Origin of the sequence: Streptococcus caballi DSM 19004 (assembly GCF_000379985.1) — a bacterium.
Lineage (GTDB): Bacteria > Bacillota > Bacilli > Lactobacillales > Streptococcaceae > Streptococcus > Streptococcus caballi.
This window is the reverse complement of the sequence record NZ_KB904065.1, coordinates 29,645-53,127: the sequence shown is the minus strand read 5'-3', so window position 1 is coordinate 53,127 and position 23,483 is coordinate 29,645. Positions and strand designations below refer to the sequence as shown.

General features: G+C 41.7%; 22 protein-coding genes and 3 pseudogenes. 23 read left to right on the top strand and 2 right to left on the bottom strand.

Annotation, left to right across the window (positions count from 1 at the left end; translation table 11 throughout):
- Positions 1-126, top strand: a pseudogene (locus A3GS_RS11380) (IS200/IS605 family transposase); the annotation flags it as partial.
- Positions 127-356: 230 nt separating this feature from the next.
- Positions 357-574 (top strand): annotated as a pseudogene (locus tag A3GS_RS13015) (transposase); the annotation flags it as partial.
- Between the two features lie 147 nt (positions 575-721).
- Here A3GS_RS13015 and A3GS_RS0102600 read toward each other — a convergent pair.
- Positions 722-1,135, bottom strand: coding sequence for a hypothetical protein (locus A3GS_RS0102600; RefSeq protein WP_018363864.1), 414 nt, complete (start codon positions 1,133-1,135; stop codon positions 722-724).
- A gap of 407 nt (positions 1,136-1,542) precedes the next feature.
- Here A3GS_RS0102600 and A3GS_RS11375 point away from each other — a divergent pair.
- The 15 genes and pseudogenes from A3GS_RS11375 (at position 1,543) to purH (ending at position 16,481) form a co-directional block, all read left to right on the top strand.
- A pseudogene (locus A3GS_RS11375) lies at positions 1,543-1,818 on the top strand (TIGR04197 family type VII secretion effector).
- A gap of 2 nt (positions 1,819-1,820) precedes the next feature.
- Positions 1,821-2,180: a DUF3958 family protein gene (locus A3GS_RS0102590; RefSeq protein WP_018363861.1), complete on the top strand. Its 360-nt coding sequence runs from the start codon at positions 1,821-1,823 to the stop codon at positions 2,178-2,180.
- Complete coding sequence (locus A3GS_RS0102585; RefSeq protein WP_018363860.1) at positions 2,170-3,807, top strand: T7SS effector LXG polymorphic toxin; 1,638 nt, start codon at positions 2,170-2,172, stop codon at positions 3,805-3,807. The genes A3GS_RS0102590 and A3GS_RS0102585 overlap by 11 nt, the downstream gene beginning before the upstream one ends.
- Before the next feature lie 4 nt (positions 3,808-3,811).
- Positions 3,812-4,426, top strand: coding sequence for a TipC family immunity protein (locus tag A3GS_RS0102580; protein ID WP_018363859.1), 615 nt, complete (start codon positions 3,812-3,814; stop codon positions 4,424-4,426).
- An 18-nt stretch (positions 4,427-4,444) separates the two neighbouring features.
- Complete coding sequence (locus A3GS_RS11370; protein WP_018363858.1) at positions 4,445-4,696, top strand: hypothetical protein; 252 nt, start codon at positions 4,445-4,447, stop codon at positions 4,694-4,696.
- An 8-nt stretch (positions 4,697-4,704) separates the two neighbouring features.
- Positions 4,705-4,983, top strand: coding sequence for a TipC family immunity protein (locus A3GS_RS0102570; RefSeq protein ID WP_018363857.1), 279 nt, complete (start codon positions 4,705-4,707; stop codon positions 4,981-4,983).
- A 275-nt stretch (positions 4,984-5,258) separates the two neighbouring features.
- On the top strand, positions 5,259-6,257 hold the full coding sequence (gene plsX, locus A3GS_RS0102565) for a phosphate acyltransferase PlsX (protein WP_018363856.1): 999 nt from the start codon (positions 5,259-5,261) through the stop codon (positions 6,255-6,257).
- Positions 6,258-6,268: 11 nt separating this feature from the next.
- Complete coding sequence (locus A3GS_RS0102560; RefSeq protein WP_018363855.1) at positions 6,269-6,511, top strand: acyl carrier protein; 243 nt, start codon at positions 6,269-6,271, stop codon at positions 6,509-6,511.
- A gap of 194 nt (positions 6,512-6,705) precedes the next feature.
- The gene (purC, locus tag A3GS_RS0102555; RefSeq protein ID WP_018363854.1) at positions 6,706-7,416 is read left to right on the top strand and encodes a phosphoribosylaminoimidazolesuccinocarboxamide synthase; all 711 of its coding nucleotides are present in this window, start codon (positions 6,706-6,708) and stop codon (positions 7,414-7,416) included.
- 1 nt (position 7,417) lies between these two features.
- Positions 7,418-11,143, top strand: a complete 3,726-nt coding sequence (locus tag A3GS_RS0102550; protein WP_018363853.1) for a phosphoribosylformylglycinamidine synthase — start codon at positions 7,418-7,420, stop codon at positions 11,141-11,143.
- Between the two features lie 35 nt (positions 11,144-11,178).
- Positions 11,179-11,799 (top strand): DNA alkylation repair protein, encoded by a 621-nt coding sequence (locus A3GS_RS0102545; protein WP_018363852.1) that lies wholly within the window; start codon positions 11,179-11,181, stop codon positions 11,797-11,799.
- A 26-nt stretch (positions 11,800-11,825) separates the two neighbouring features.
- Positions 11,826-13,283, top strand: coding sequence for an amidophosphoribosyltransferase (purF, locus tag A3GS_RS0102540; RefSeq protein WP_018363851.1), 1,458 nt, complete (start codon positions 11,826-11,828; stop codon positions 13,281-13,283).
- Positions 13,284-13,314: 31 nt separating this feature from the next.
- Positions 13,315-14,334: a phosphoribosylformylglycinamidine cyclo-ligase gene (gene purM, locus A3GS_RS0102535; RefSeq protein ID WP_018363850.1), complete on the top strand. Its 1,020-nt coding sequence runs from the start codon at positions 13,315-13,317 to the stop codon at positions 14,332-14,334.
- The gene (purN, locus tag A3GS_RS0102530; RefSeq protein WP_018363849.1) at positions 14,334-14,885 is read left to right on the top strand and encodes a phosphoribosylglycinamide formyltransferase; all 552 of its coding nucleotides are present in this window, start codon (positions 14,334-14,336) and stop codon (positions 14,883-14,885) included. Before purM ends, purN begins: the two co-directional genes overlap by 1 nt.
- A gap of 48 nt (positions 14,886-14,933) precedes the next feature.
- Entirely contained in the window at positions 14,934-16,481 is a 1,548-nt protein-coding gene (gene purH, locus A3GS_RS0102525; RefSeq protein WP_018363848.1) for a bifunctional phosphoribosylaminoimidazolecarboxamide formyltransferase/IMP cyclohydrolase, read from the top strand.
- Positions 16,482-16,837: 356 nt separating this feature from the next.
- Here purH and A3GS_RS0102520 read toward each other — a convergent pair whose 3' ends face one another.
- Positions 16,838-17,605 (bottom strand): phosphatase PAP2 family protein, encoded by a 768-nt coding sequence (locus tag A3GS_RS0102520; protein WP_156808855.1) that lies wholly within the window; start codon positions 17,603-17,605, stop codon positions 16,838-16,840.
- Between the two features lie 656 nt (positions 17,606-18,261).
- Between A3GS_RS0102520 and purD the strand changes: the two genes are divergently transcribed.
- The 6 genes from purD to A3GS_RS0102485 all read left to right on the top strand — a co-directional run bounded on the left by purD (position 18,262) and on the right by A3GS_RS0102485 (position 23,468).
- Positions 18,262-19,527: a phosphoribosylamine--glycine ligase gene (gene purD / locus A3GS_RS0102510; protein ID WP_018363845.1), complete on the top strand. Its 1,266-nt coding sequence runs from the start codon at positions 18,262-18,264 to the stop codon at positions 19,525-19,527.
- A gap of 233 nt (positions 19,528-19,760) precedes the next feature.
- Positions 19,761-20,249, top strand: a complete 489-nt coding sequence (gene purE / locus A3GS_RS0102505) for a 5-(carboxyamino)imidazole ribonucleotide mutase (protein ID WP_018363844.1) — start codon at positions 19,761-19,763, stop codon at positions 20,247-20,249.
- Positions 20,236-21,327, top strand: coding sequence for a 5-(carboxyamino)imidazole ribonucleotide synthase (purK, locus tag A3GS_RS0102500; protein ID WP_018363843.1), 1,092 nt, complete (start codon positions 20,236-20,238; stop codon positions 21,325-21,327). The genes purE and purK overlap by 14 nt, the downstream gene beginning before the upstream one ends.
- Positions 21,328-21,339: 12 nt before the next feature.
- Positions 21,340-22,089, top strand: coding sequence for a hypothetical protein (locus A3GS_RS0102495; RefSeq protein WP_018363842.1), 750 nt, complete (start codon positions 21,340-21,342; stop codon positions 22,087-22,089).
- A 10-nt stretch (positions 22,090-22,099) separates the two neighbouring features.
- Positions 22,100-22,792, top strand: a complete 693-nt coding sequence (locus A3GS_RS0102490; protein ID WP_018363841.1) for an aspartate/glutamate racemase family protein — start codon at positions 22,100-22,102, stop codon at positions 22,790-22,792.
- A gap of 64 nt (positions 22,793-22,856) precedes the next feature.
- Positions 22,857-23,468, top strand: coding sequence for a CPBP family intramembrane glutamic endopeptidase (locus tag A3GS_RS0102485; RefSeq protein WP_018363840.1), 612 nt, complete (start codon positions 22,857-22,859; stop codon positions 23,466-23,468).
- Positions 23,469-23,483 lie beyond the last annotated feature (15 nt).

The window sequence follows — 23,483 nt, the reverse complement described above, 5'->3', positions numbered from 1 at the left end:
AGCACAGTTGGACTGAACGAAGCCACTATCAAAAAATATATCCAAGAACAAGAAAAACATGACCTCGCCCTAGATAAATTGAGCGTAAAAGAATACGAAGATCCCTTTAGGGATGATGGCAAGTAATACCAACGCCTCTTTAAGAGGCAAGTGACGAGTCAAAAGCAGTGAGGCTTGAACAAAGTGAAAGCCAGCGTCTTTAGGCGCTGGCTGGTGATGTGGGCTTATAGCCCCTGTTCAAACCACCCGTTAGACGGGTGGTCATGATTATGTGACTTTAGCCTACCTTGCTTCAAAGGTGTGAGACAAAGAGCCGCCTGTATTGCTTGTTATATAAAAATCGCCAGATACGGTACAATAAAGGTGTTGAAAATATCAAGGGACATTTGATGCCAGACCGTATCTATATGTTGGTCACTATTCCATCTAAACTCAGTGTTTCACGTTTTATGGATAAGAGTACTCTTAGATGTTTGATAAACATATCAGTCTCAAATACAAATAGGGTAATTACCATTTTGGGGCAGAGGAATATTATGTCAGCACAGTTGGCCTCAATGAAACTATCATCAAAAATAGATGCAAGAACAAAGGAGTTATCCAGTGGATGATTTCTTCACGAGCCTAGTCGTCAAAGGGTTAGCATGATATGGTACTTGATCATTGAGCATAAAAGAGTATGGAGCTCTCTTTAAGAATGGCAAGTAATTTCAATACCTCTTTAAGAGGAGCTATGGCGTGTCAGTGTCAAGAACAATAGGCTTGAACAAGGTGAAAGCCAGCGTCTTTGGGCGTAAGCTGGATTGCTGCTGCGACGAGCATAGATGGCGATGTGCTCTGCCTCATCAGGGCTGGTCTCAAGAACAGGGGTAGAAGATAGCAGAGCTCGGATATTCGTATCACGCTCATCATCAGCCTTGACAAGTTCTGCCGTTGATTGGGTCAGGTCAACCCGTTCTTGAGATTTACTGTAAGTAGCTAGAACCTTGCGTGCTTTAGTCAAGAGAGGCACAGAAACCTCATCATCCAGAATAATCTGACTGTCATCAAAATCTTTGAGAAAGTGCGTGTAAAATTTGCCAAACTCTGCTTTTGGGAGGCTGGATGCTCGAAAGTCAACAAGGGTATTGGTCATAAAACTCCTCCATCATGCATGGCAAAATAGACAAAAGCTAGGACAAGCATCCATAAAAGGCAGCATCTGAGGGTCATCTGGGTTCAGGGCTGCTGTCTTGAGTTAATCTGAGCTTCAGTTGCCTTCTTTCCCCTTTGCTGTTCAAGCGTTTTCTGCTTTGCTACGATTTCTCTATAACATTTTTTACGCTAAATAACGTCGTTTTCATTTACCGTAGTTCCAGTCTTTCATGACAGCAGAAGCTCCGTCAATCTCTTTTGCTTAGAGAACTTTCCTAGACACACCTGTAGTTTAAAGCTATAAGGAGAGAGAAAGCCTGATGTAGCGGGGGATAGGGCGGTTTTTATTTCCTAAGCAATTTCTTTTATGATAAAATAATGATAATTTATGAAAAGAGAGAGTATTAAATGTCAACGACAATCCAAAGTAATCAAGAAACTGCTCGAACTTATGCTAGCCAGTTGGTAGATGCTTGTCAGGCTTTAACTGATATTGCGGCAGCCAATCAAGATAGGCAAACGACGCTTTAGGGAAATGGCAAAGCTCATCAGGTGATGTTACAAACACAGACCTTGGCTAGTCAAATCAGCTCTGCTATTTCAACAGCTGCTAACAATCTTCACTCAGTGGCAAGTGAGTTTGAAGCTGTAGATAATACAGAGGCAGAGAATTTTAGGGGTTGAGTATGTCTGGATTAGATGACTTGATGAAAAAGGAACGCAATCTATCCGAGCAGTTAGATGACGCGATTGGCCAACGTGTTCGTGCGGAGCAGCTGCATGGGGATTTTGAATGGTATGATAGTGATAGTCGTTTTGCAGAACAGGAACTTTGGGAGGCTGCTTTTCAAAGTAAATACGCTTGGCAGCTGGAAGACATGGCTCATCAAATGAGACAACTCAAGTCTCAGATGTTTGATGATTTAGAGGATTATGTTGAGGGACTGAAAAAAGATGAACGACAGCTTGAAGATAAACTAGACGATATTTACTATAAGAAGCAAAAGGAAGTTTTGAAAGAAGAGGAGAAGCATTATGGGCATTGATATGTATTTGGAGCAATCTCAGACACAAAGCGGTCATGTCATCACCATGTGTCAAGCACAACTAGAAGCTTACCAAACTTTGCAAACAGCCATTCAGACCTTTGCACAGGACACAGAGAGTTTACAAGGTGATGCTTACAACTCAGCTAGGGACTTTTTCAGCAGTGTCTTGCTTCCCCTAGCCCAAGGCGGACAGTTGTACGCAGAAACCTTATCCAAAGCCATTGCCAAACTGCCAGCAGATTATCAAGACAGAGTGGATACCAAAAGCTGGCGAGAGGATGACCTATTGGATAAGATAAGACAAGAAGAAATCATGATTGCTCATCTAGATGAGATTAACCAATCTATTTCTAAGTTAAAAGCCAGCAGTGAGAGGAAGGCTCAACTCAGACGGAACAATACAGAACTGATGCGAGGGCACCATGCCAATAAGCGTGTGTATGAGACTATCCTAGAAGATTTACGTGCCTATGACCCTTATTCAGCTACTCTTTTTGATGATTTAGATAATATTGCCTCACAACTGGCTATAGGTTTGTCTCAGGTTAAGGGCAGTTGGAATGCGGCAGAAGGTGTCTTCAATACCCCAAGTAACCTTAGCTGGGTCACCTATCTCTCCGCCTACCAAGCCACCAAAGAGTTGACGGTGAGTAAAGCAGATAAGGCCTTTATCACCAGTCTGATGGCAGAGTATGGCTTTGACCTGAAGACAGCGCGGCAACTCTTGACTGTGAAGAAAGCGTTAGATAAGCAATTATCGAACTACAGCCAAAAGCAGCGGGATTATGTCTTCCTAAGGCTTATAGGTGGCGTGTCTTATGATGGCGTCAAATGGGATGAGACGGCTGGTTATCTGACACCTTATTTTTCGGAAGACCTTGTCAGCAATCCTACAACGGGTGAAACTCAGAAAAAGGTCAAGCCACTTTTAACAATCTTCCAAACGTTAGGGCTTAGTGAACAAGAAGCCAAACAGTTGACCTATAATCTGAGATTGCAGCATACTTTATCTTCTGGTGGGGTATCTGCAGAAGAAATGAAAGCAAATACACCAAAGGATTACGAAAGTGCTAAAAATTCTTATAAATCAGTTTATGGAACAACAAAAGGTTTCGAGGAATTTTGGGATAAGCGTTTAAAAGCTTACTCCAATAATGGGGCAGGAAACGCGGATTTTACCCACCAATCCATCACCATGGCAACCCACCTCAATTCGGCAAGTTTTCAGTTGTCTGACCTATATGGGGGCAGGGAGCAAGTCAAAGATTTATCAGGCTGGGAAGGGGATACCACCTATAACGCCAGTGATATGAAGCCAAGTATTGGCGAGGATGACTATAAGGCTGATTTAGACGCCGTTAATATCATTGGTCGAATGGATAAGGGAGCTTCTTACAGCCAAGCCATAGCTTCTTACTACAATGACGTTACCCAAGAGGCGTCCGTCCGAGAGAAAGAATTTCTCAAGAATGAGGATTGGACTGAGGTCAAAGGGACCATTTATGCCAGCCTTGTTCCGGATGATATTCGCAGAAAAGGGGAAGAAGCGGCGAGAGCCTATATCTCTAAACATTATGAGGATGTATCGAAGTTTCTTAGTCGTTTAGAAGCCGTAGGAGAATAGTTTTATGAAAAAGAAAATCATTAGTTTAGCTATCTTATGTGTGCTCGCTTTGTCAGCTGGAATTTATTATTATGTTCATCAGCCCAAGAATATTTTTGATGAAATCTATCAGGAGACACAAAAAACCTATCGAAGCAATAATATTTTTAATCAATTAAGTAATGTAGATGTTCATAAGTATCAAGAGTATAGTAGTGATTCAGAACTTTACCCTAATATAACTTATCATAATGATGTTTTTTCAGAAGACTATAGCAATGTTCATTTGACTTTTCATTTTACACAAGCTACAAAAACGATATTTATTTCTTTTGAAAAAGAACTTAGTACAAGTACACGTCTTTGGATTTTTGGTAAATATTCTTTGGGTGAGAAACTATTTCAAAAAGATGTTCAAATTATTCTAGAGAACGGTAATCATGATAACTATATTGATAACGAATCAGAAGTGAAGTCTTATTTGAAAAAATACGGTATCACAACAAAAGACTTGGACGGGTATTATGACAAAATCGTCAATCAAAAAGTTCTGAAAGACTGGTGTTCGATTTACGATAGCCAATTCTCACCTGAAGATTATGGTAATGTGACTGTTAAAACCCAGTGGGAAAATTGGTGATACCATTGCATTGGTCGAATGGATAAGGGAGTTTCTTACAGCCAAGCCATGGCTTCTTACTATAATGACGTTACCCAAGGGTCGTCCATCCGAGAGAAAGAATTTCTCAAGAATGAGGATTGGGCTGAGGTCAAAGGCACCATTTATGCCAGCCTTGTTCCGGATGAGGTTCTTACCCAAGGGGATAAGGCTTCGAAAGCCTATGTTTCTGAGAATTATAAAGGTGTTTCACGATTTTTAGAACGTTTAGAAAAGGTAGCAGGAGAGTAGGAAGATCTATGAAACGGAAAAAAATTGGCATTTTAGCATTAGCGGTACTTGCTTTATTGGCGGGCATTTACTATCATTACGCTAGTCAGCCTAAAAATATCTTTGATGAAATCTATCAGGAGACGCAAAAAACTTATCAGGGTAATGATATTTTAGGAGAGATTGATGGATTTAAAATTATAGGTTCTTGGCCGAGTGATAGTGAGAATTATAAGTATACCCCATTCGGAAAATATGATAACGACAGTTTATCTGAGGGTTACTCTGAGAACAGTTTACATATCTGATGGCTTACGTGGAATTATTAGGAAATATGACGGAAGAAACTATTTATATTAATTTGCCGGCTCTCCTCAATATAGCCGCACCTATTCCCCATCGCTTATCCAGCATCATTCGCGCGTCAAAATAACAGGAGGAGAGAAGAAAAAACAAGCTAATCAGCGAGGCATAAGATAAGGGGATAGCTAAAGTAGGCAGCTTTGCAATTTTTCAAAAAAATGAAAAAATCCCAAAATCATGCTATAATAATCCCAGTACAGTTGACGAGAGGATAGATTTTATGAAAACAATTGCTGTGGATGCCATGGGCGGTGACAATGCTCCTCAGGCTATCGTTGAGGGGGTCAACCAAGCCCTAGCCGAATTCACGGACATAGAAATTCAACTTTATGGGGATGAGACGAAGATCAGACCCTATTTAACAGCAACAGAGCGCGTTAGCATTGTTCATACGGATGAAAAAATAGGTTCAGGTGATGAGCCTGCCAAGGCCATCCGTCGTAAGAAGAAAGCTTCCATGGTCTTGGGAGCTCAGGCTGTCAAGGAAGGTCAAGCAGATGCAGTTGTTTCTGCGGGGAATACAGGCGCCTTGCTAGCTGCAGGTCTCTTTGTGGTTGGCCGTATCAAAGGCGTTGATCGTCCGGGTCTCATGTCAACTCTGCCAACAACAGATGGCAAGGGTTATGACATGTTAGATCTTGGTGCTAATGCTGAAAATACACCGGCTCACTTGCGACAATATGCTATTCTTGGTTCCTTCTATGCTAAAAATGTTCGTGGTATTGACAAACCTCGGGTTGGGCTGCTCAATAACGGAACAGAAAGTACCAAGGGCGATCCACTTCACAAAGAAGCTTATGGGTTGCTAGCTAACGAACCAAGCCTTAACTTTGTGGGGAATGTAGAGGCGCGTGACCTTATGAATGGCGTTGCTGACGTTGTTGTATCCGATGGTTTCACGGGAAACGCTGTACTTAAAACTATGGAAGGAACAGCTCTTAATATTTTAGGTAGCCTCAAGTCTTCTATCAAATCTGGTGGTTGGAAGGCTAAGCTGGGAGCTCTTATGTTGAAGGATAGTCTTTATAGCTTGAAAGATAGCATGGACTATGCTAGCGCAGGCGGAGCAGTTCTCTTTGGCTTGAAGGCGCCAGTCGTTAAATGTCATGGTTCAAGTGATGCTAAGGCTGTTTTCAATACTATCAAACAAGTCCGAGTGATGCTAGAAACAAATGTTGTCGGACAATTGGTTGAGGCCTTTACACCTAAAAAATCATAGGGGGAAGAGAGATGACAAAAGATCAAATTTTTGATAGAATTACATACCTTATCAGGGAACAATTGCACAAGCCAGACTTGGTGATTACTCAAACGACCAGTCTTCATGATGATTTAGGAGTTGACTCCATTGCCTTGATGGAATTCGTCATTAGTATGGAAGATGAGTTTAACTTGGAAATTCCAGATGAAGATGTGGAAGATTTGGAATGCATGGGGGACATGTTAAATTACCTAGTTGGTAGACTAAATTAATTATTGACGGAGATGGGTGTCCTTTTAAAAGGGCATCTTTTCTTTTTAGCTTGGGCTGGCAGCTGTTTTAAAATAAAATATTCGCATATAACGAACGTTGATATTTTTATTTCACGACAAAGTCTGTAAAATCTTGAATTTTAAAAACTCTTGTGTTAGAATTTACTAGAATAAAGATGAAAGGCGAACAAAATATGTCACGCGAACTTATTTATACCGGCAAAGCTAAAGATATCTACACAACATCTGAAGATGAGAATTTGATTATTTCGGTCTACAAGGACCAAGCTACCATGCTCAATGGAGCCCGCAAGGAAACCATCAAAGGCAAAGGCGTACTTAATAATCAAATCTCATCTCTTATTTTTGAGAAATTAAATGCAGCTGGTGTGGCAACTCACTTTGTTAAACAATTGTCAGAAACCGAGCAATTAAATAAAAAAGTTGATATTATTCCGCTGGAAGTAGTCCTTCGTAATGTTACAGCTGGTTCATTCTCAAAACGTTTTGGTGTAGAGGAAGGCATCGCTTTAGAAACACCAATCGTAGAATTCTATTATAAAAACGATGACTTGGATGACCCTTTCATCAATGATGAACACGTGAAATTCCTTGATATTGCAAGCGATGAAGATATTGCTTATATCAAAGCAGAAACACGTCGTATTAATGAACTTTTGAAAGGTTGGTTTAGCCAAATCGGCCTTAAATTGATTGATTTTAAATTGGAATTTGGTAAGGACAAGGATGGCAAAATTATCTTGGCAGATGAATTTTCACCAGATAATTGCCGCCTCTGGGATGCTGAAGGTCATCACATGGATAAAGATGTTTTTCGCCGTGACCTTGGTAGCCTGACAGATGTTTATGAAGTAGTGCTTGAGAAATTACAGGAGCTTAAATAAAATGGACAAACGTATTTTCGTTGAGAAAAAGGCTGATTTTCAGATTAAATCGCAGTCCTTGGTAAAGGAATTGACCCATAATTTGCAGTTGACAAGCTTGTCAAGCTTGCGTATTGTCCAAGTCTACGATGTTTTTGGTTTAGCAGATTCGCTTTTCGAACGTGCTGAAAAACACATTTTTTCTGAACAAGTAACGGATAATATTTTAGCTGAGAGTGATGTGGTTGCTGAACTTTCTAACTATGCTTTCTTTGCTATTGAATCACTTCCAGGTCAATTTGACCAACGTGCAGCGTCATCACAAGAAGCTTTGCTTTTACTTGGTAGCAGTAATGATGTAACAGTTAATACGGCTCAACTTTATCTTGTTAACAAGGATATTGATACTGCTGAACTTGATGCGGTTAAGAATTATCTTCTTAATCCAGTAGATTCTCGTTTTAAAGATATTACAATAGGAATTGCGCCACAAGCATTTTCAGAATCAGACAAAACGATTCCAAATCTTGATTTCTTCAAGACTTATACAGCGGCTGAATTTGCTGATTATAAAGCTGAGCAAGGTTTGGCCATGGAAGTTGATGACCTTGTCTTTATCCAAGACTATTTCAAATCAATTGGGCGCGTGCCAACGGAAACAGAATTGAAAGTTTTGGATACTTACTGGTCAGACCACTGCCGTCACACAACTTTTGAGACTGAGCTTAAACATATTGATTTTTCAGCGTCTAAATTCCAAAAACAATTACAGGCAACTTATGACAAATACATCGCTATGCGTGATGGACTTGGACGTTCTGAAAAGCCACAAACATTGATGGACATGGCGACAATCTTTGGTCGTTACGAACGTGCTAATGGTCGCTTGGACGATATGGAAGTGTCAGACGAAATTAACGCCTGTTCTGTTGAAATTGAAGTTGATGTGAATGGTGTTAAAGAACCTTGGCTTTTGATGTTCAAGAACGAAACACACAATCACCCAACGGAAATTGAACCCTTTGGTGGTGCCGCAACCTGTATCGGTGGTGCAATCCGCGACCCATTGTCAGGACGTTCCTATGTTTATCAAGCAATGCGTATTTCAGGTGCTGGTGATATTACAAGACCAATTTCAGAAACGCGTCTTGGTAAATTGCCACAACAAGTGATTTCTAAAACAGCGGCGCATGGTTATTCTTCATATGGTAACCAAATCGGTCTTGCCACAACTTACGTTAAAGAATATTTCCACCCAGGCTTCGTCGCTAAACGTATGGAACTTGGTGCCGTTGTCGGTGCAGCTCCTAAGGAAAATGTTGTTCGTGAGAAACCAGAAGCTGGTGATGTGGTTATTCTTCTCGGTGGTAAAACTGGTCGTGACGGTGTCGGTGGTGCAACTGGCTCATCTAAAGTTCAAACGGTTGAATCTGTTGAAACAGCTGGTGCAGAAGTTCAAAAAGGAAATGCCATTGAAGAACGTAAAATTCAACGTCTTTTCCGCAATGGTCATGTGACTCGTCTCATCAAAAAATCCAATGACTTTGGTGCTGGTGGTGTCTGTGTGGCAATCGGTGAATTAGCTGACGGTCTTGAAATTGACCTTAACAAAGTGCCTTTGAAATACCAAGGACTTAACGGAACTGAAATTGCTATTTCTGAATCACAAGAACGGATGTCAGTTGTGGTTCGTCCAAAAGATGTGGATGCTTTCATCGCTGAATGTGCCAAGGAAAATATTGACGCGGTAGTGGTTGCCACAGTTACTGAAAAACCAAATCTTGTTATGACTTGGAATGGTCAAACAATCGTTGATATTGAACGTCGTTTCCTTGATACAAACGGTGTGCGCGTGGTGGTTGATGCTAATGTTGTTGACAGTCAAGTTGACATGCCAGAACAACGTACCACTTCAGCTGCGACACTTGAATCTGATACTGTAAATGTTCTTTCTGACCTTAATCACGCTAGTCAAAAAGGTTTACAAACTATCTTTGATAGCTCTGTTGGTCGTTCAACGGTTAACCATCCGATTGGTGGTCGTTATCAAATCACGCCAACAGAAAGTTCAGTTCAAAAACTTCCTGTTCAAAATGGCGTAACAACAACAGCTTCTGTTATGGCTCAAGGGTTCAATCCTTATATTGCTGAATGGTCACCATATCATGGTGCAGCTTACGCTGTTATCGAAGCAACAGCTCGTTTGGTGGCAACAGGTGCGAATTGGTCTAAAGCACGCTTCTCTTATCAAGAATATTTCCAACGTATGGATAAACAAGCTGAACGCTTTGGACAACCAGTTTCAGCTCTTCTTGGATCAATCGAAGCGCAATTGCAACTTGGCTTACCATCAATCGGTGGTAAAGACTCAATGTCTGGTACATTTGAAGAATTGACCGTACCGCCAACCTTGGTTGCTTTTGGTGTGACAACAGCTGATAGTCGTAATGTTCTTTCGCCAGAATTTAAAACAGCTGGTGAATACATTTACTACATCCCAGGGCAAGCTATTTCACAAGAGATTGATTTTGATTTGATTAAAGCTAATTTTGCTAAATTTGAAGCGATTCAAAAGGCACACCATATCACATCAGCTTCAGCTGTTAAATATGGTGGTCTTATCGAAAGTCTTGCTCTTATGAGCTTCGGTAATCGTATCGGTGCTGATGTGAGAATAGCTGAACTTGACAGAAGCTTGACAGCACAACTCGGTGGCTTTATCTTTACATCTACTGAAGAAATTGCTGAAGTTAACAAAATCGGTGAAACAACAGCTGACTTTACACTGACTGTCAACGGTGTCAACCTTGCAGGCGATAAACTTTTGTCAGCCTTTGAGGGCAAACTTGAAGATGTTTATCCAACTGAATTTGAACAGAGTACAAAACTTGAAGATGTTCCAGCAGTTGCTTCAGATGCAGTGATTAAAGCAAGTGAAAAAGTTGCTGAACCATTGGTTTACATCCCAGTATTCCCTGGTACAAACTCAGAGTACGATTCAGCTAAAGCCTTTGAACAAGCAGGTGCAAAAGTTAGCTTGGTACCATTTGTAACACTTGATGAAGCAGCTATTGAAGCATCTGTTGACACAATGGTTGACAATATCAGTAAAGCTAACATCATCTTCTTTGCAGGTGGTTTCTCAGCTGCTGATGAACCAGACGGTTCGGCTAAATTCATTGTCAATATCTTGTTGAACCAAAAAGTCCGCGCAGCTATTGACAGCTTTATTGAAAAAGGTGGTCTTATTATCGGTATCTGTAATGGATTCCAAGCACTTGTCAAATCAGGTTTGCTTCCATACGGTAACTTTGAAGATGCGACTGAAACAAGCCCAACTCTTTTCTACAATGATGCTAACCAACACGTGGCGAAAATGGTTGAAACCCGGATTGCTAATACCAATTCACCGTGGCTTCTTGGTGTTGAAGTGGGTGATGTTCATGCTATTCCAGTATCACATGGTGAAGGTAAATTCGTCGTAACAGATGAAGAATTTGCAGAACTGCGTGATAATGGACAAATCTTCAGCCAATACGTTGACTTTGACGGTAAACCAAGTATGGATTCTAAATACAATCCAAACGGTTCTGTTAACGCTATCGAGGGCATCACAAGCAAGAACGGTCAAATCATCGGTAAAATGGGACATTCAGAACGTTATGAAAATGGTCTCTTCCAAAATATTCCAGGAAACAAAGACCAGAAATTATTTGAAAGTGCAGTGAAATACTTTACTGGGGAATAGACGTTTGCTCAAGGCCTATTTGCAGAAAGGATATTATGAATCAATATGTCGCAAGGCTAGAAAATGATTTTTCGCTCATAGAACATGGATTTAAAGAGGAAGAAAAAAGAGCCTTAACTGATTATAAGTCCAACGATGATGAATATATCAAGAAATTAGCATGTTTAGCTTATCAATCTGATGTTTACCAAGTAAGAATGTATGCTGTATTCCTTTTTGGGTATTTATCAAAAGACGAAGAGGTTTTAATATTCATGAGAGATGAAGTTTCCAAGGATGACAACTGGAGAGTTCAAGAAGTGTTAGCAAAATCATTTGATGAATTTTGCAAGAAAACAGGATATGAAACAGCACTTCCTATTATTGACGAATGGTTAAAAAACAGCAATCCTAATACGAGAAGAGCTGTTACAGAGGGTCTAAGAATATGGACAAGTAGACCATATTTTAAAAAAAATCCTAACGAAGCTATTAGAAGAATAGCTAGTTTAAAAGAGGATGAAAGTGAATATGTTAGAAAATCAGTAGGGAATGCTTTAAGGGATATTAGCAAAAAATTTCCAGATTTGGTGAACGTTGAGTTAAAAACTTGGAAAATAGAAAGTAAAGAGATTCGTCAAGTTTATAAATTGGCAAGTAAATTTATTGAAGCTTAGGATTTAAGTGCAAAAAGGTATATAAAATGACATACGAAGTAAAATCTTTAAATGAGGAATGTGGTGTTTTTGGGATTTGGGGGCATCCTCAAGCAGCTCAAGTGACTTATTTTGGACTCCACAGTCTTCAACACCGCGGACAAGAAGGAGCCGGCATTTTGAGCAATGATGGCGGAAAACTTCTTCGTCACCGTGACACAGGTCTCCTTTCAGAAGTTTTCAAAAATCCAGCCAACCTAGAAAAATTAACAGGAACGGCTGCTATTGGGCATGTTCGCTATGCGACAGCTGGTGAGGCTTCGATTGATAATATTCAGCCTTTCCATTTCAAATTTTACGACATGGAATTTGGTCTGGTACACAATGGTAATTTGACCAATACGAAGACCCTGAAGACAGAATTGGAACGTAATGGTGCGATTTTCTCGTCTTCATCTGACACAGAAATTTTGGCGCATCTCATTCGTCGTAGTCACAATCCGAGCTTTATGGGCAAGGTCAAGGAAGCTCTTAACACTGTTAAAGGCGGCTTTGCTTACCTCCTTATGATGGAAGATAAGCTAATTGCTGCCCTTGATCCAAATGGTTTCCGTCCGCTTTCTATTGGGAAGATGGCTAATGGAGCCATCGTCGTGTCTAGTGAGACGTGTGCTTTTGAAGTGGTTGGTGCCGAGTGGATTCGCGATGTTAAGCCAGGTGAAGTGGTTGTGATTGATGACTCAGGTATCACTTACGATACCTACACGACAGATACGCAGCTGGCCATCTGTTCTATGGAATACATCTACTTTGCCCGTCCTGACTCAAATATTCATGGAGTCAATGTTCATACAGCTCGTAAACGTATGGGGGCACAGCTGGCGCGTGAGTTTAAACATGAGGCGGATATTGTGGTTGGCGTACCGAATTCTTCACTCAGCGCAGCTATGGGCTTTGCCGAAGAATCAGGCCTACCAAACGAAATGGGGCTTATCAAGAATCAATACACGCAACGCACCTTTATCCAGCCTACTCAGGAATTGCGTGAGCAAGGCGTGCGAATGAAACTATCTGCTGTGTCTGGAGTTGTTAAGGGCAAGCGTGTCGTTATGATTGATGACTCTATCGTGCGTGGAACGACTTCTCGTCGTATCGTTCAGCTTTTGAAAGAAGCTGGCGCAACAGAAGTTCATGTGGCTATTGGCAGCCCAGCTCTTGCCTATCCATGTTTTTATGGCATTGATATTCAAACGCGTAAAGAATTGATTGCAGCTAACCATACGGTTGAAGAAACCTGTGAAATTATCGGCGCGGATAGTTTGACTTATCTGTCAATTGGTGGACTTATTGATTCTATTGGAATTGAAACAGATGCTCCAAATGGCGGACTCTGTGTGGCTTATTTTGATGGGAAGTATCCAACGCCACTCTATGATTACGAAGAAGAGTATCTAGCTAGTTTGGATAAGAAAGTTAGTTTTTACAGAGATGGTAATAGAGTTTAGCTCTGCTATTTCCCAAAAGGAGAAAAATATTATGACAAAAAATGCTTATGCTCAATCTGGTGTTGATGTTGAAGCGGGTTATGAAGTTGTTGCACGTATCAAAAAACACGTTGCGCGTACTGAACGTGCAGGTGTTATGGGAGCTCTTGGTGGCTTTGGTGGTATGTTCGACCTTACAAAAACTGGTGTGAAAGAACCTGTTTTGATTTCAGGAACTGATGGTGTGGGAACAAAACTCATGCTTGCCATTAAATATGATAGACACGATACAATCGGTCAAGACTGTGTTGCCATGTGTGTTAATGACATCATTGCAGCTGGTGCGGAACCCCTTTACTTCCTTGACTATGTTGCTACTGGGAAAAATATCCCTGAAAAACTAGAGCAAGTAGTGGCTGGAGTTGCCGAAGGCTGTGTTCAATCTGGCGCAGCTCTTATCGGTGGTGAAACTGCTGAAATGCCTGGTATGTATGGTGAAGATGATTATGATTTGGCTGGTTTTGCAGTAGGTGTTGCTGAAAAATCACAAATCATTGATGGTTCAAAAGTTTCTGATGGTGATGTTCTTCTTGGACTTGCTTCAAGTGGGATTCACTCAAATGGTTATTCACTTGTCCGTCGTGTCTTTGCTGATTACACAGGTGAAGAAGTACTTCCTGAACTTGAAGGCAAAAAATTAAAAGAAGTTCTTCTTGAACCAACACGTATCTACGTTAAAGCGGTGCTTCCACTTATCAAAGAAGAATTGGTTAACGGTATTGCTCACATTACTGGTGGTGGTTTCATTGAAAATGTCCCACGTATGTTTGCGGATGATTTAGCTGCTGAAATCGAAGAAGATAAAGTTCCTGTTCTTCCAATTTTCAAAGCTCTTGAAAAATACGGTAACATCAAACACGAAGAAATGTTTGAAATCTTTAATATGGGCATTGGTTTGATGTTGGCAGTTAGCCCTGATAAGGTTGAGCGCGTGAAAGCCTTGCTTGACGAGCCTGTTTACGAACTTGGCCGTATCGTGAAAAAAGCTGACGCAAGTGTGGTGATTAAGTAATGAAAAAAATTGCAGTTTTTGCTTCTGGAAATGGCTCAAACTTCCAGGTGATTGCAGAGCAATTTCCCGTTGACTTTGTCTTTTCAGATCACCGAGATGCTTATGTCTTAGAGCGTGCAGAAAAACTCGGTGTGACAGCTTATTCGTTTGAACTCAAGGAGTTTGACAACAAAGTCGCCTACGAAGAGGCAATCGTTGCTTTACTTGAAGAATATGACATTGACTTGGTTTGCTTGGCAGGTTATATGAAGATTGTTGGTCCTACTTTGTTAGCGGCTTACGAAGGTCGTATTATCAACATCCACCCTGCCTACCTACCTGAATTTCCAGGAGCTCACGGTATTGAAGATGCTTGGGAAGCAGGTGTGGACCAATCGGGTGTCACGATTCACTGGGTGGACAGCGGTGTTGACACAGGAAAAGTCATCAAACAAGTACGCGTGCCACGCTTGGCTGATGACACCATTGAAAGCTTTGAAGCTCGTATTCATGAAGCAGAGTATCAGCTCTATCCAGAAGTTTTGGAGGAGTTGGGAGTTCAGACAAAGTAACGGTCGTCTTGCTATAAGATAATATCTCTCATAAGAAAGGAAAAAAACATGACTAAACGCGCACTGATTAGTGTATCAGACAAAGCGGGCATTGTTGACTTTGCCCAAGAATTGACAAAACTTGGTTGGGAGATTATCTCAACTGGAGGGACAAAGGTTGCCCTTGATAATGCTGGGGTTGAAACCATTGCCATTGATGATGTGACAGGTTTTCCTGAAATGATGGATGGTCGTGTCAAAACACTTCATCCGAAAATCCATGGTGGACTTTTGGCTCGTCGTGACCTTGACAGCCATTTGCAGGCTGCTAAGGATAACAATATCGAACTTATCGATTTGGTAGTGGTTAACCTCTACCCATTCAAGGAAACCATCCTGAAACCAGATGTGACTTATGCAGATGCGGTTGAAAATATTGATATCGGTGGTCCATCAATGCTACGCTCAGCGGCTAAAAACCATGCCAGTGTGACCGTTGTCGTTGATCCAGCAGACTATGCTGTAGTGCTTGATGAATTGTCAGTTGATGGAAAAACAACTTACGAAACGCGCCAACGCTTGGCTGCAAAAGTTTTCCGTCATACCGCAGCTTACGATGCCTTAATTGCAGAGTATTTCACTGCTCAAGTCGGCGAAACCAAGCCTGAAAAACTAACTCTGACTTATGACCTCAAACAACCGATGCGTTATGGAGAAAATCCACAACAAGATGCAGACTTTTATCAAAAAGCTTTGCCAACAGATTACTCAATTGCTTCTGCCAAACAGTTGAACGGTAAAGAATTGTCCTTTAATAACATTCGTGATGCTGATGCGGCTATTCGTATTATCCGTGACTTTAAAGATCGTCCAACGGTTGTGGCACTCAAACATATGAACCCATGTGGTATCGGACAGGCTGACGATATTGAAACAGCTTGGGACTACGCTTATGAAGCTGACCCTGTATCCATTTTCGGTGGTATTGTTGTGCTGAACAGAGAAGTAGATGTTGCGACGGCTGAAAAGATGCACGGTATTTTCCTTGAAATCATCATCGCACCAAGCTATACAGACGAAGCGCTAGCCATTCTTACAACTAAGAAGAAGAATTTGCGCATCCTTGAGCTGCCATTTGAAGCGCAAGAGGCCAGTGAGGCTGAAAAAGAATACACTGGTGTTGTGGGTGGTCTTTTGGTACAAAACCAAGATGTTGTCGAAGAAAATCCAGCTGATTGGAAAGTTGTGACAAAACGTCAACCAAACGATCAAGAAAAAACAGCGCTCGAATTTGCTTGGAAAGCTATCAAATACGTAAAATCTAACGGTATCATTGTGACAAATGACCACATGACACTTGGTGTTGGTCCTGGTCAAACCAATCGTGTGGCTTCTGTTCGTATCGCTCTTGACCAAGCCAAAGATCGTCTTGACGGTGCTGTCCTTGCTTCAGACGCTTTCTTCCCATTTGCAGATAACGTTGAAGAAATTGCTGCCGCAGGTGTGAAAGCAATCATTCAACCTGGTGGTTCAGTCCGTGACCAAGAATCAATCGATATGGCAGACAAATATGGTATTACCATGGTATTTACAGGAGTTCGTCATTTTAGACATTAAGAATTTCGAAAATAGCAATAAGCACCCCAAACGTTAGGGTGCTTATTTTAAGTTTTCCGCAAGTTTTCTTTAAGCCTGTCTTAAGCTAGTCCAGCTATACTATAACCATCCTAGCAATAGGACTCCTAAAACTTTTCTTTTTCATAAATCTCCTAAAAAGAGCTAGATGCAAGTCTAGCTCTTTTGTTGCATTTTTATTAAAAACTCTGTTAGCAAATGTTTCTCTCGTGATAAAGAACTTCAGTTGGTTTTGGGGACGGTGCCGTAATTGCAAGCATAAGTACAGCAAAGTACGTTAATGAAGTCATAAAAGATAAGCTGAACAATTAGAACCTGGCTAACGAAGCGAAGGAAAATTATTTATTTTCTTCAATAAGTGAGATATCTAGTAGTTTCATGATTAAAAATGCAATTAAAAATGTCAGAATAGCGCTGACAGATATATCAGAGAGGAAGTGAGCTCCTACGCGTACACGTGATATTCCCATGAGCAGTCCGTAGAAAGTTCCCGCGTAAGCTACCTTTTTTTGCAAGTTAGTGTTTTTTCTATCAACAAAATAGGTGAAAAATATAACAGACATTCCTGCAAGAGTGTGACCAGAAGGAAATGATTTGTGTCCATTGATACCATTAAGATGCCACCAATTTGTAAAAACTCCTCCCTCAACTTGTCCATTTATTTCGTAAGGACGAAAACGTCCCCAGTAGCCTTTCATTGTATTGATGATTTCACCAGAGATGAAATAGAAGGCAATTCCTGCAAAAGCTACTAAAATCAAATATTTCAATTGTTTACTATCTTTTTCAGAAAGCCACTTAAAAATTCCAATTTCTCCGATTCCCCATATACCTACGGCACAAGCAAATTCTAAAAATTTAGAGTAGACAACTTTTTGAGAACTATCATTATTAGCAGCACCAATAGCAATACCGTCCTTAATATTATTGAGCATGCTAACAGTGTAACCAAACCATTCTTGTACCATTCCGTAAATACCCCAAAATGCTACTAAGAGCATAAGCATAGCAAGAAAATAGCGAATCCATCTGCTTCCAGAGCGATTTATCGCGGCATAAGCCAGAATACTCGCGCTAATATAAAGTACTAAGTGTTCGGGAAACATGCCACAAATTTGGAAGATGGTTCCAAAAACAGAAGCTTGATTTGCGAAATTTTCCGAAATAGCTAAATCAAAAAGAGAGGCTAAAATAAGAAATACGAAAGTGATGCTAAAAAAGACAGTGAGAAGTTTTTTTCTCAGATGTAGTGACAGTCATAATATTCTCCTTTTATTTTTTCACCAAGAGTATATCATTAGGAAATCAAAGAAGAATAAAGATATTGTAAAATTTAGGAAAAATGTAACTGTAGTCTTTTTCATTTTACACTCAAAAAGAAGAAAGACCGATACTTATGGAACTCGTGGCCTCTTAGCAGACACTTTTCTTTAATCCTGTTGTGGCAGTTTGTAATTGGTTAACAATATCGTTTCAGACAGAAGAACCTCCTGTGAAACTGCTTTTTAACTGATTTTAACGGTTTTAGTGATAAAAGTTAGATAGATTGGCAATTATCACTAATTATGTAGATATGACGATTGAAAATATTCTGAAGTTAGTGGTGCTTTCTTTTTCGAAGAAATTAGATTAGAAATCCAATCTCCCGAACAAATATGTTATAATATTCCTATATAATTCGTAAAAAATCCTTGTTTTTTGCGAAAAGGTTTGGTTTTGGGCGTTTGTCCATGTGATTGTTTTATATTGAGGTATCTTGTTTATGAAACTTTTGGTTGTTGGTTCTGGCGGTCGTGAGCATGCGATTGCTAAGAAGTTATTGGCGTCTCCGCAGGTAGAGCAGGTTTTTGTTGCGCCCGGAAATGATGGCATGACGCTTGATGGGTTGGATTTGGTTAATATAGGAATTTCCGAACATTCTAAGCTCATTGATTTTGCAAAGAGCAATGACATTGCATGGTCTTTCATTGGTCCTGATGACGCTTTAGCAGCTGGTATCGTTGATGATTTTAATCAGGCAGGGCTTGAGGCTTTTGGTCCGACTAAGTTAGCAGCGGAGCTGGAGTGGTCCAAGGATTTCGCTAAGGAAATCATGGTTAAATACGGCGTTCCGACAGCAGCCTATGGCACATTTTCCGACTTTGAGGAAGCAAAGGCTTATATCGAAAAGCAGGGCGCTCCTATCGTGGTCAAGGCGGACGGATTGGCGCTGGGCAAGGGCGTGGTCGTGGCAGAGACCGTGGAGCAGGCGGTCGAAGCAGCGCATGAGATGCTGCTGGACAATAAGTTTGGCGACTCCGGTGCGCGTGTGGTTATCGAAGAATTTCTGGACGGTGAGGAGTTCTCCCTCTTTGCCTTTGTCAATGCTGATAAATTCTACATCATGCCTGCAGCGCAGGATCACAAGCGTGCCTACGACGGTGACAAGGGGCCAAACACGGGTGGCATGGGGGCTTATGCGCCGGTGCTTCACCTGCCTCAAAGTGTGATTGACCAGTCGGTTGACAGTATTGTCAAGCCGGTGCTTGAGGGCATGATTAAGAAAGGGCGTCCTTATCTGGGCGTGCTTTACGCGGGGCTTATCCTGACGGCTGATGGTCCTAAGGTTATCGAGTTCAACTCCCGCTTTGGCGATCCCGAGACCCAGATTATCCTACCGCGTCTGACTTCTGACTTTGCGCAGAACATCACGGACATTTTGGCTGGCAAGGCGCCTGACATCACGTGGCTAGATAAGGGTGTGACCCTCGGTGTGGTGGTCGCTTCAGATGGCTACCCGCTCGCCTACGAAAAAGGCCTGCCTCTGCCAGAAAAGACCGACGGTGATATCATCACCTACTATGCAGGGGCTAAGTTTGATGGCAATAGCAAAGCATTGCTGTCAAACGGCGGACGCGTCTATATGCTCGTTACCACAGCCGATACCGTCAAAGCTGCGCAGGACAAAATTTACGCCCAGCTTGATAAACAAAACACCACAGGCCTCTTTTACCGAAATGATATTGGAAGCAAGGCCATAAAAGACTAACAGCGACAGCAATAAGCGACCGCAGGTCGCTATGAAACCAAGCCCGCCGCCGCTGTGGTATTTAGGGAAGTTTGGAGACCTTTGGCTACAAACTTAGTCAGGGAGATTTCTAAGATGTGTTGCTAGCTTTTCCTCGACTTTTAAGAAAAGACGAGAAGAAGAGTGCAGCAACACACGCAAGAAAGCTCACGACGACCTCACAGCCTAAGGCGGGCTTGAAAAAGGAGAAAATCGTGAAACCAATTATTTCTATTATCATGGGCTCCAAATCTGACTGGGCAACCATGCAAAAAACAGCTGAAGTTTTAGACAAGTTCGGTGTGGCTTATGAGAAAAAAGTCGTCTCTGCCCACCGCACACCTGACCTCATGTTCAAACATGCAGAGGAAGCACGTGAGCGCGGCATCAAAGTCATCATTGCCGGTGCTGGCGGTGCAGCGCACTTACCGGGGATGGTAGCAGCCAAAACAACGCTGCCCGTTATCGGTGTGCCTGTCAAATCGCGTGCTCTCTCAGGTCTTGACTCACTTTACTCTATCGTGCAAATGCCGGGCGGCGTGCCTGTGGCAACTATGGCCATTGGGGAAGCGGGAGCTACCAACGCTGCCCTGACTGCTCTGCGCATTCTCTCAATTGAAGACCAAGATTTGGCAACAGCGCTAGCCCATTTCGCAGAAGAACAAGGAAAAATCGCGGAGGCATCAACGGATGAACTCATCTAAAACAATTGGTATTGTCGGCGGCGGCCAGCTGGGTCAGATGATGGCCATTTCCGCTATTTACATGGGGCACAAGGTGGTGACACTGGATCCGACGGCGGACTGTCCTGCTTCGCGCGTGTCTGATATGATTGCGGCGCCTTACGACAACGTGGACGCTTTACGCCAATTGGCTGCGCGCTGCGACGTGCTGACCTATGAGTTTGAGAATGTCGATGCCGACGGACTGGATGAGGTTATCAAGGCTGGTCAGCTGCCGCAGGGGACTAACCTGCTGCGCATTTCGCAAAACCGCATCTTTGAAAAAGACTTCCTCGCCAACAAGGCTGGCGTGACGGTCGCCCCTTACAAGGTCGTGACTTCCAGTCTGGACTTGGAGGATTTGGACTTGGGCAAGACTTACGTCTTGAAAACGGCCACAGGCGGTTACGACGGCCACGGTCAAGTCGTCATCAAGACCAGCGACGATTTAGCTGCCGCTAGGCAATTAGCAAACTCGGCCGAGTGCGTCTTGGAAGAGTTTGTGGACTTTGACCTTGAAATCTCGGTCATTGTGTCAGGCAATGGCAAGGACGTGACGGTTTTTCCTGTTCAGGAAAATATCCACCGCAACAATATCCTCTCAAAAACCATTGTTCCAGCCCGTATTTCCGACCAACTGGCTGAGAAAGCCAAGAGCATGGCGGTGCAAATTGCCAAAAAGCTCCATCTCTCAGGCACCCTCTGCGTGGAAATGTTTGCGACAGCCGATGACATCCTCGTCAACGAAATCGCACCGCGCCCTCACAATTCAGGGCACTATTCCATCGAAGCCTGCGACTTCTCACAATTTGACACCCATATCCTAGGCGTGCTCGGCGCACCCCTTCCTCAAATCTGCCTCCACGCCCCAGCTGTCATGCTCAACGTCCTCGGACAACACATGGAAAAAGCTGAGCAGTACGTCGCAGAAAATCCTAGCGCCCACCTCCACCTTTATGGCAAAGCAGAAGCCAAACACAACCGCAAAATGGGGCATGTAACGGTGTTCGCAGAAGATGCGGATAAAGTGAGGGAGTTTGGGGAAGGGATGGATTTTTAGGAGGAGCAGAATATGATTAAATATTTTAGGGAAAATTTTAGGATATTTATCTTTTTATTCATATTCATCATTTTGTTGGGTCCAATATTTTCTGTTGTTCTATCTTTTATATCGAAATATTTGAATTCTAGTTTAGGGGATTGGTTAAGTTTTTATGGTAGTATATCTGGCATTGTTATATCAGTGCTATTAATACATTTTCAAATATCCCAAGAAAAACACAGAGAGTTATTAAAATATCGTCCAGAATTTGTTTTAAGTTATGATTACCAGCTTATAAAACCTAATTGTAGAGTATATTTTGATGACAAACATTGGTATTATCTTGTAAAAAAGAATCAAAAAAATCAGTTTGTTGAACCGAATGGCTTTGAAAAATCCTATGCGTCGGATAATAAAAGAGATAAAATTTGCTCGGTTGAAATTGTAAATGTTCAACCAATTTTCAATCTTCATATAATATTTGGAGAGAATGAAAGTTGTGAAATTATACCAAAACTGGATGTGGATCAGAAAATATATATAATTTCAAAGGCACATCAAAATGAAATACAGACACATTTACTTGAAGGTAAAGCAAATTTTGAGCATGTTCCTAACAAAGTTACGATTTATTTCACGACATTAGCAGGAGAGATTAATAGTTATATTTATCAGATTGATAGTAAGGGATATTGTAGTCTTACGAAAAAGAATTATGGAGTAGGCTATCCTAAAAATTTAGCAGCTCCTCGTATATGTGATTATTTTTTGAGCAAGTAGAAGGAACTATATGAAAACAATCGGTCTTATTGGCGGGATGAGCTGGGAAAGCACAACCACTTATTATCAGCTCATCAACGAGACAATCAAAAATGAGCTTGGCGGGCTGCATTCGGCCAAAATTCTGCTTTACAGTGTTGACTTTGCAGAGATTGAGCACTATCAGGCAAGCGGCGACTGGGCTAAGAGTGCGGAAGTGCTGAGCAAAATTGCCCAGAAGCTGGAGCAGGCTGGTGCGGACTTCATTGTCATCTGCACCAATACCATGCACAAGGTTGCTCCGCAGATTCAAGAAAAAGTCACTATTCCTATTTTGCACATTGCACAGGCAACTGCTGAGACTCTTCTTGAAAATGGCATTCAAAAGGTTGGTCTCTTGGGCACCAAGTACACCATGACCCAAGATTTTTACAAGGACAAACTGCTTGAAGCGGGATTAGAAGTGCTGATTCCAGACCAAGCTGGCATTGCCGAGGTCAACCGAATCATCTATGATGAGCTGTGTCTGGGAGACATCAAAGACAGCTCAAAACAAACTTACCTTGCCATCATTGATGATTTGAAAAATGCTGGTGCTGAAGCTGTTATTCTAGGCTGCACAGAGATTGGCCTCCTAGTCAAACAAGCAGACACAGACCTCCCCCTCTATGACACAACAGCTATCCACGCGGAGAAAGCAGCGCAATTAGCGGTGAATGAGTGAATCACAAAGGACTTGTAATTGACAGAAGATGCTGAGGTGGTAGATAGGCATCAGGAGGTTAACAATGGAACTATTCATCCAAAAAGTTGTTAGTAGCCTTTTAGAAATAGTATTGTTTGCTATCATTCCATTTATTTATTGGGTTGCTATAGATAGAAAACACTCTGCTTTTTTAGACTGGCTAGGCTTTAAGAAAGTCAAGAAACATGATTTTAAACAAGTCTTTGTACCCCTACTGGTGATGACCGTACTATTTTTGCTGGTTTCTCTTTTTATCTTATTCCGCTTAAAGGGAGTGTCAACGGCGACAACGGTTTTTCGAGGCGGTGGTTTTAAGGTTCTGCCTGCTATTCTCATTTATGGGCTATTTAATACCGCTTTGCCGGAAGAATTGTTTTTTAGAGGATTCTTATTGAAACGTCTTATGCAAAAGCTAGCTTTTCCCTTGGCTAATACCATCCAGTCCTTGTGTTTTGCTTTAATACATGGTTTCATGTTTTTGAAGCAGCTGGATGTTGGTTCAATAATGATGATTACAGGCTTTATCTTTGTCATTGCTTATGGAATGGGCTATATCAATGAAAAAAAGGCTCAAGGTTCCATTGTTCCAAGTTGGCTTATCCATGCAGCAGCTAATATCTTTTCAGGCCTATGTGCTGCATTTATGCTGATTTAGTTGAATATTATTGAG

Coding starts and splice junctions, on each gene's coding strand:
- A3GS_RS0102600 (WP_018363864.1), bottom strand. CDS start 1,135: ATGACCAATACCCTTGTTGACTTTCGAGCATCCAGCCTCCCAAAAGCA.
- A3GS_RS0102590 (WP_018363861.1), top strand. CDS start 1,821: ATGTCTGGATTAGATGACTTGATGAAAAAGGAACGCAATCTATCCGAG.
- A3GS_RS0102585 (WP_018363860.1), top strand. CDS start 2,170: ATGGGCATTGATATGTATTTGGAGCAATCTCAGACACAAAGCGGTCAT.
- A3GS_RS0102580 (WP_018363859.1), top strand. CDS start 3,812: ATGAAAAAGAAAATCATTAGTTTAGCTATCTTATGTGTGCTCGCTTTG.
- A3GS_RS11370 (WP_018363858.1), top strand. CDS start 4,445: ATGGATAAGGGAGTTTCTTACAGCCAAGCCATGGCTTCTTACTATAAT.
- A3GS_RS0102570 (WP_018363857.1), top strand. CDS start 4,705: ATGAAACGGAAAAAAATTGGCATTTTAGCATTAGCGGTACTTGCTTTA.
- plsX (WP_018363856.1), top strand. CDS start 5,259: ATGAAAACAATTGCTGTGGATGCCATGGGCGGTGACAATGCTCCTCAG.
- A3GS_RS0102560 (WP_018363855.1), top strand. CDS start 6,269: ATGACAAAAGATCAAATTTTTGATAGAATTACATACCTTATCAGGGAA.
- purC (WP_018363854.1), top strand. CDS start 6,706: ATGTCACGCGAACTTATTTATACCGGCAAAGCTAAAGATATCTACACA.
- A3GS_RS0102550 (WP_018363853.1), top strand. CDS start 7,418: ATGGACAAACGTATTTTCGTTGAGAAAAAGGCTGATTTTCAGATTAAA.
- A3GS_RS0102545 (WP_018363852.1), top strand. CDS start 11,179: ATGAATCAATATGTCGCAAGGCTAGAAAATGATTTTTCGCTCATAGAA.
- purF (WP_018363851.1), top strand. CDS start 11,826: ATGACATACGAAGTAAAATCTTTAAATGAGGAATGTGGTGTTTTTGGG.
- purM (WP_018363850.1), top strand. CDS start 13,315: ATGACAAAAAATGCTTATGCTCAATCTGGTGTTGATGTTGAAGCGGGT.
- purN (WP_018363849.1), top strand. CDS start 14,334: ATGAAAAAAATTGCAGTTTTTGCTTCTGGAAATGGCTCAAACTTCCAG.
- purH (WP_018363848.1), top strand. CDS start 14,934: ATGACTAAACGCGCACTGATTAGTGTATCAGACAAAGCGGGCATTGTT.
- A3GS_RS0102520 (WP_156808855.1), bottom strand. CDS start 17,605: ATGTTTCCCGAACACTTAGTACTTTATATTAGCGCGAGTATTCTGGCT.
- purD (WP_018363845.1), top strand. CDS start 18,262: ATGAAACTTTTGGTTGTTGGTTCTGGCGGTCGTGAGCATGCGATTGCT.
- purK (WP_018363843.1), top strand. CDS start 20,236: ATGAACTCATCTAAAACAATTGGTATTGTCGGCGGCGGCCAGCTGGGT.
- A3GS_RS0102495 (WP_018363842.1), top strand. CDS start 21,340: ATGATTAAATATTTTAGGGAAAATTTTAGGATATTTATCTTTTTATTC.
- A3GS_RS0102490 (WP_018363841.1), top strand. CDS start 22,100: ATGAAAACAATCGGTCTTATTGGCGGGATGAGCTGGGAAAGCACAACC.
- A3GS_RS0102485 (WP_018363840.1), top strand. CDS start 22,857: ATGGAACTATTCATCCAAAAAGTTGTTAGTAGCCTTTTAGAAATAGTA.